The sequence below is a fragment of the Halobacillus alkaliphilus genome, assembly GCF_900113125.1.
Taxonomy (GTDB): Bacteria; Bacillota; Bacilli; order Bacillales; family Halobacillaceae; genus Halobacillus; species Halobacillus alkaliphilus.
The window spans coordinates 1-6,667 of the sequence record NZ_FOOG01000075.1; the positions used below are offsets into that span (position 1 = coordinate 1).

A 6,667-nucleotide genomic window follows, 5' to 3' on the forward strand; every position below is an offset into this window, starting at 1 on the left:
GAGGGTCTAAGAAAGCGAGAGTTGCCATCGCCCGGACATTACTTGTGATCGTGTACCACCTATTAACCAAAAGAGAAATGTACAAAGAACAAGGGGCAAACCATTATAACCAACAAGCATTAGAAGCAAAAAAACAAAAGGCAATTAAGAGTCTTCAACGTTTAGGTTTTGTAGTCGACTTATCGCCACAGTCGGCTTAGAGAAGAATAATGAAATAAATATCAAAGTGATTCAGGGATTTTTAAAAAAGTAATAAGATCCCCTTTATTTAGTGCGGTCTTAAAGCTGTAATTATTTTCAGGGTAGCCTTTTATTAAAATGAATTGATGTTATCATACGCAGACTTTATTAGGTGAAGAAGCGTATAATGTGATAGAATAACGTTAGATTTTTACTGAGAAGATGGAGGACTCCCCATGAAAAAAGAATTCGCCGTGATAGGTCTGGGACGGTTTGGCGGCAGTATCTGCCGTGAACTTAGCCGCGAAGGCATGGAAGTATTAGCTTTGGACCTTGATGAAGATAAAGTGAACGAATATAGAGATATAGCAGCTCATGCTGTAATTGCCGATTCTACTGATGAAAACGTACTGCGAGAACTTGGGCTGCGTAACATCGACCACGTCATCGTGGCAATCGGAGATAATATCCAAGCAAGTATCCTCACCACCTTAATGCTGAAGGAATTGGGCATTAAAACCATTACTGTAAAAGCACAAAATGATTATCATGAAAAAGTATTAGCCAAAATTGGGGCTGATCACGTTGTTCACCCTGAGCGTGATATGGGTAAACGAATTGCACATAATATCATTTCCAACAACATACTTGACTACATTGAATTATCAGATGACCATAGTGTCGTAGAGGTTAAAGCAGGAAGCAAAATGAGCGGCCGCACTCTGGTGGATCTTGATATTCGCGCTGAGTACGGGTGTAACGTTGTGGCCATAAAAAGGAAGAAAGATGTAATAGTCTCTCCGATGGCCACAGAAGAAATCCGCGAAAATGACGTATTGATCGTCATCGGAGCAGATAAAGACATCAGTCGTTTTGAAAAAAATCTTGTAGTTGAGGACTAAACATAATCCTAAGAAAACCTGCCGTGCTGGCAGGTTTTTTTAAGTGCTTAGCGTTCTTTTTAAAAACAAATAACCCAAGCGTAATGGTGCACATTCCAATTAATACGATGTGTAAACTCTTCGTGGTGATCATTTAATTAAAGCTCTCGACATTGTAATACTCGTTTTCTATGCTTGAAATGCGAATGAACTTTGGGACATAAGAATGGCTTCGGAGAGACTAATAAACAATATTTGGGTGCAGCTTAGTTTACTTCTAAAGCAAAAGGGAAATATAAAATGCTATAGACGATATTCATCGCAATAGGAAACTTAGAAAGGATGATACTTATGTTCGATCAACGTACAGGAGAAGTATTAACCCAGCAGTTAATTGATTGGGGAGTTCATCATATATATGGAATGCCTGGAGATTCTATTAATGAATTTATTGATGATATAAGAAAAAGGGAAGAGGAACTTTCTTTTGTTCAGGTGAGACACGAAGAGACAGGGGCGCTCGCAGCATCAGCTTATGCGAAGCTAACCGGAAAGTTAGGAGTCACGTTATCCATCACTGGCCCTGGTGCTATTCATTTATTAAATGGTTTATATGATGCAAAAGCAGACCAGGCGCCTGTGCTCGCCATTGTAGGGCATGTTCAAAGTGATCAGGTGGGTACCGGAGCGTTTCAGGAGCAGAATCTTGAGCGCATGTTTGATGATGTAGCGGTCTTTAATAAACGCGCTACCTCACAGGAACAGCTGCCGGATCTCATGGACCAGGCAGTGAGAGAAGCTTACGCTAAAAAAGGTGTATCTGTGCTCATTGTTCCTGATGATCTATTTGCTGCAAAGCAAACGGACGATGTACGGTTACGAGCAAGTAACCTATTTCAGCCAGAGATGATGCCTAAACAACACCACATGATAGAAGCAAAGAAATTAATTGAGCAGGCAGAAAGACCGGTTATTTTAGCAGGTAAAGGAGCTGCAGGTGCAAGAGACGAATTAATGGCTTTTGCGGAAACCATTAAAGCTCCTGTAATCTTAAGTCTTCTAGCAAAAGGAGTCTTACCGGACCACCACCCTTACTGCCTCGGGCATACAGGGCAGATCGGAACAAAACCGGCTTATCATGCCATGAAAGAAACCGATCTTCTTATTCTGATAGGCACTCAGTTTCCTTATCGAGACTTCCTGCCCGACCATGTAGATGCCATTCAAATTGATAACAAACCAGAGCACCTTGGGAAGTATTATCCGATTAAATTAGGTTTAGCCGGGGATGCGAAAGAAACGATGGAGGCTATGTCTCAAGGAATAACGACTGTAGAAGAGCGTCCATTCCTTGAAAAATATCAGGAAAAAATGAAGAACTGGCATATTGCTCTTCAAGAGGAGAAGCGTTCTGAAGAGAATCCATTACATGCGCCTCAAGTCATGTATGAGCTTGAAAACCATATGGAGTCTGGGGCTGTTATTTCAGGAGATGTGGGGAATGTAACTGTCTGGATCTCACGTTTTCTGCCATTTGTGGACCAGAAGTTTGTTATTTCTGGCTGGCTTGCCACCATGGGCAGTGGTTTACCGGGAGCGATTGCTGCACAGCTTGCCTATCCAGAGAAACAAGTAATCGGTATTGCAGGAGATGGCGGCTTCTCCATGGTCATGCACGACTTTGTGACCGCGGTTAAATATAATCTTCCCATTAAAATCATCGTTTTGAATAACAGTAAAATTGGTTTAATCAAATATGAACAAGCTCAAATGGGCCATCCTAATCATGCCACCAATTTAGGAGAAATGAACTTTGCAAAATTCGCTGAGTCCTGCGGAGGGCAAGGTTACCGGATTGAAAGCTATGAAGAGCTGGGCCCAAAAATGAAACAGGCTTTCGTATCCAACCAGCCGGTTATTATCGATGTAGCTATTGAAGATATGGCACCGCTGCCGGGACATATCGACTATCAATCAGCCGTTAACTATTCCCAGTATATTGTTAAGAACTTTTTTGAGAATGGATCCTTAGAACTTCCTGATTTGAAAAAAGCTTTAAAACGATTATAAAAGCTCTGCTTTCCAACAAGAGAAACATGACTCGCTTTCTGAGGTTCATAATTCCGCAGAAAAGAGTGTCGCTGCTAAACGCTAGGAGCAAGCATATGTTGTAATTAACAGATTATAAAAAACCCCCGCTGAATTTAATCAGCGGGGGTTTTCGGTGTCTTTATACTTCCATAATGATCGGAAGGATCATTGGACGTCGTTTTGTTTTTTCAAATAAGAATGGTGCAATAGTGTCTGTAATCTCATTCTTAATTTCAGACCACTGAGTTGTACGGCGTTCCATAACTTTTTCAACATGATTATTAACAAGTTTTTGCGCTTCTTTAATCAAGTCTTCCGATTCTCTCATATAGACGAATCCGCGAGAGATAATATCTGGACCTGAAGCGACCTTGAACTCTTTCATGTTTATACTAACCACTACGATCACGAGGCCTTCTTCAGAAAGAATACGTCTATCTCTCAGTACGATGTTACCAATGTCGCCAATTCCGCTTCCATCTACATATACAGAACCAGATGGAATCTTACCAGCGACCATCGCTTCATCTTTACCAAGTGCTAACACATCACCATTATCCATAACGAAGCAATCCTCAGGGGCTACATCGCAGTCATGGCTTAATTTAGCATGTTCTTTCAGCATACGATATTCACCATGAATAGGCATGAAGAAACGTGGCTGAATAAGACGAAGCATCAATTTCATTTCTTCACGGCTTCCGTGACCAGAGGTGTGAATATCATTTAGTGGGCCGTGAATAACCTCGGCTCCTGCACGGTACAATTTATTGATCGTGCGGCTGACACTAATCGTGTTACCAGGGATTGGGGAAGAGGAGAACACGACGGTGTCGCCAGGCATAATTTGAATTTGACGGTGAGTACCATTGGCAATACGGGATAGAGCTGCCATTGGTTCACCTTGAGAACCGGTACATAGGATAACCACTTCATTGGCCGGAAGACGGTTGATTTGCTGAGCATCAATAAATGTATCTTTAGGGGCACGGATATAACCGAGCTCCTGTCCGATACGGATGGATGATTCCATACTGCGTCCAAAAACGGCGACTTTTCTGCCGTTTTTAACTGCAGATTCCACAACTTGCTGTAACCGGTGGATGTTTGAGGCAAAGGTTGCAAATATCAAACGTCCGTCTACACGTGTGAATATATCATCAATGCTTTGTCCAACTACACGTTCTGACTTGGTGAAGCCAGGCACTTCACTATTCGTACTATCTGATAACAGGGCGAGAACCCCTTCTTTTCCAATTTCAGCCATACGAGCTAAATTAGCAGGTTCTCCGACAGGTGTGAAATCAAATTTAAAGTCTCCGGTATGAACAATGTTACCCGGAGGTGTTTTCACAACAATTCCGTATGAATCAGGAATGCTGTGAGTGGTACGGAAAAAGGATACAGATGTTTTGCGAAACTTAATCACATCATCTTCCTGAATCGTATGCATCTTCGTGTTACGAAGCAGACCGTGCTCATCCAGCTTATTTCGAAGTAAGCCAGCAGCAAGTTTACCAGCATAGATAGGGATGTTGATTTCACGTAGTAAATAAGGGATCCCGCCGATATGGTCTTCGTGACCATGCGTGATAAAGAGCCCTTTAATTTTATCCTGATTTTGAACTAAATAGGTATAGTCAGGAATAACATAATCAATTCCCAGAAGTTCATCTTCAGGGAATTTTATACCTGCATCAATGAGGATGATTTCGTCTTGAAACTGAACGCCGTATGTGTTTTTTCCAATTTCGCCGAGCCCGCCAAGGGCAAATACGGCTGTTTGGTCATTTTTTACAAATTTCATGCGTTACAGATTCTCCACGTGATAATCTTCGGATTGTTGTTCATAAGCCAAGTGATCCTCATTAAGCACCTGGATATATTCAATGTTAAATCCTTTATTAGCCAATTTTTCACGAACTCTTCTTTCGGTTTCCGCTTCTACGTACATGGCTTGAGTACGTTCACGGACAGGAACTTCTTTCGCCAGTTCCTGATATAATACTTTGTATATCATTACATTATCGCTCCTAACTAGATATAATTTCCACATTCTTGTCCTGTCATTAATAATAGCACGTTTAATTATCGTATGGTAATGATAACGGTAGTTGAACTAGCTGTTGGAGCCATCCGGCCAGTGGGCTCTAAGCATATGTCTTACGTTCCATCAATTTTTTCCAACGTTTTTTCAGCTTTCTTAACAATCGCTTCATCATGGTGAATCCATCCCCTTCCACTGATGAAAAAAGCACTAAAACGTTAACCGCCCAATCCCTGTTACTACTAGTATAATACGGTTTGATTAAGAATGAAACATTTACATAGTAGAATTTGTTATTATGGTTTGTTTTTCTTCTCAAATTTATCCTCTCGTGCTACAGTATAGCCAAACAATCAACTTAATTATGATGGGATAACCAAATAGTTATGGAAAACAGAGATGGAGGAACTTTTATGGACAAGAAAATCGCCTTTTTCGATATCGATGGCACATTACTCAATCATCAAAAACAATTGCCAGACGAAACAAAAGAAGCTGTAAAACGACTGCAAAATTCTGGAGTTTACTGCGCAATAGCTACAGGACGTGCACCATTCATGTATGAAGAAATAAGGGAAGAGCTTGGAATCGATTCCTTTGTAAGTTTTAATGGTCAGTACGTGATATTAGAAGGGGAAGTAGTCTACAAAAATCCCCTTTCCGAAAGTTACTTGGAAAAGTTACATGAACATGCGCAAGAAAACAATCATCCTATGGTTTTTATGAACCACGAAACAATGAGAGCTTCTGAGCAAGGACATTCCCATATTGAAAAAAGCCTTGGTTCGCTTCATTTCGACTATCCTCCGGTAGATGAGTCTTTTTATAAAGACCGGGAAATCTTCCAATCCCTTCTGTTCTGTCAGGGAGGGGAAATTGAAGACTACAGAAGCGTTCACAAAGCATTTGATTACATCCGCTGGCACCCTTACTCCTGTGATGTTTTACCAGGAGGAGGATCGAAAGCTGAGGGAATCAAAAAAATGATTGAAGCAGCTGGTCTTCGAATTGAGGATTCCTTTGCCTTTGGAGACGGGTTAAATGATATTGAAATGCTCAGGGAAACTGGTACAGGAGTAGCTATGGGAAACGCTGTTCCCGAAGCTAAAAAGGTTAGTGATATGGTAACCACCGATGTAAATGAAGGCGGATTGGTCAAAGCCATCTACGACCTGGGGCTGTTAAAAACACAATCCTAATTAAGAAGCATTGATATTAAAGTAAAGCTCCCATTACTTGAAGACTTGATTTCGAGACAATTGGGCCCGTTACGTTAGATGGATAAGGGCTGGTGGGGAAATAACTCGTCTTGTTCCATCACCCCGAAAGACACTCGAGACATAAGCCGCTCATCAACGGATTGAAAAACCGCCATCCTTTTGATGGTCGGCTTATGCTGGTCGTGTCTTTCGGGGTGATTCCACATTTGAACACTTTCCTATGGCCCTACACGACGTAGGGTCGATCG

Annotated in this window: 6 protein-coding genes and 1 pseudogene; 4 read left to right on the forward strand and 3 right to left on the reverse strand. The window is 41.4% G+C overall.

Features of this window, described 5'->3' with window-relative positions; all coding sequences use genetic code 11:
• The 3 genes and pseudogenes from BMZ06_RS20915 to BMZ06_RS19950 form a co-directional block, all read left to right on the forward strand.
• A pseudogene (locus tag BMZ06_RS20915) lies at positions 1–200 on the forward strand (IS110 family transposase); the annotation flags it as partial.
• Positions 201–416: 216 nt separating this feature from the next.
• Entirely contained in the window at positions 417–1,082 is a 666-nt protein-coding gene (locus BMZ06_RS19945) for a potassium channel family protein (RefSeq protein WP_014643042.1), read from the forward strand.
• Between the two features lie 330 nt (positions 1,083–1,412).
• Positions 1,413–3,131, forward strand: coding sequence for a pyruvate oxidase (locus tag BMZ06_RS19950; RefSeq protein ID WP_089754937.1), 1,719 nt, complete (start codon positions 1,413–1,415; stop codon positions 3,129–3,131).
• A 160-nt stretch (positions 3,132–3,291) separates the two neighbouring features.
• Here the strand turns inward: BMZ06_RS19950 and rnjA are convergent, their stop codons facing one another.
• A complete protein-coding gene (gene rnjA, locus BMZ06_RS19955) occupies positions 3,292–4,959 on the reverse strand; it encodes a ribonuclease J1 (protein WP_089754939.1) in 1,668 nt (555 codons plus the stop codon).
• 3 nt (positions 4,960–4,962) lie between these two features.
• Positions 4,963–5,172: a DNA-dependent RNA polymerase subunit epsilon gene (locus BMZ06_RS19960; protein WP_089754941.1), complete on the reverse strand. Its 210-nt coding sequence runs from the start codon at positions 5,170–5,172 to the stop codon at positions 4,963–4,965.
• Positions 5,173–5,612: 440 nt separating this feature from the next.
• Here BMZ06_RS19960 and BMZ06_RS19965 point away from each other — a divergent pair, with 440 nt between their 5' ends.
• On the forward strand, positions 5,613–6,398 hold the full coding sequence (locus BMZ06_RS19965; protein WP_089754943.1) for a Cof-type HAD-IIB family hydrolase: 786 nt from the start codon (positions 5,613–5,615) through the stop codon (positions 6,396–6,398).
• Positions 6,399–6,472: 74 nt separating this feature from the next.
• Here the strand turns inward: BMZ06_RS19965 and BMZ06_RS20920 are convergent, their stop codons facing one another.
• Positions 6,473–6,625: a hypothetical protein gene (locus BMZ06_RS20920; RefSeq protein ID WP_175477946.1), complete on the reverse strand. Its 153-nt coding sequence runs from the start codon at positions 6,623–6,625 to the stop codon at positions 6,473–6,475.
• Positions 6,626–6,667 lie beyond the last annotated feature (42 nt).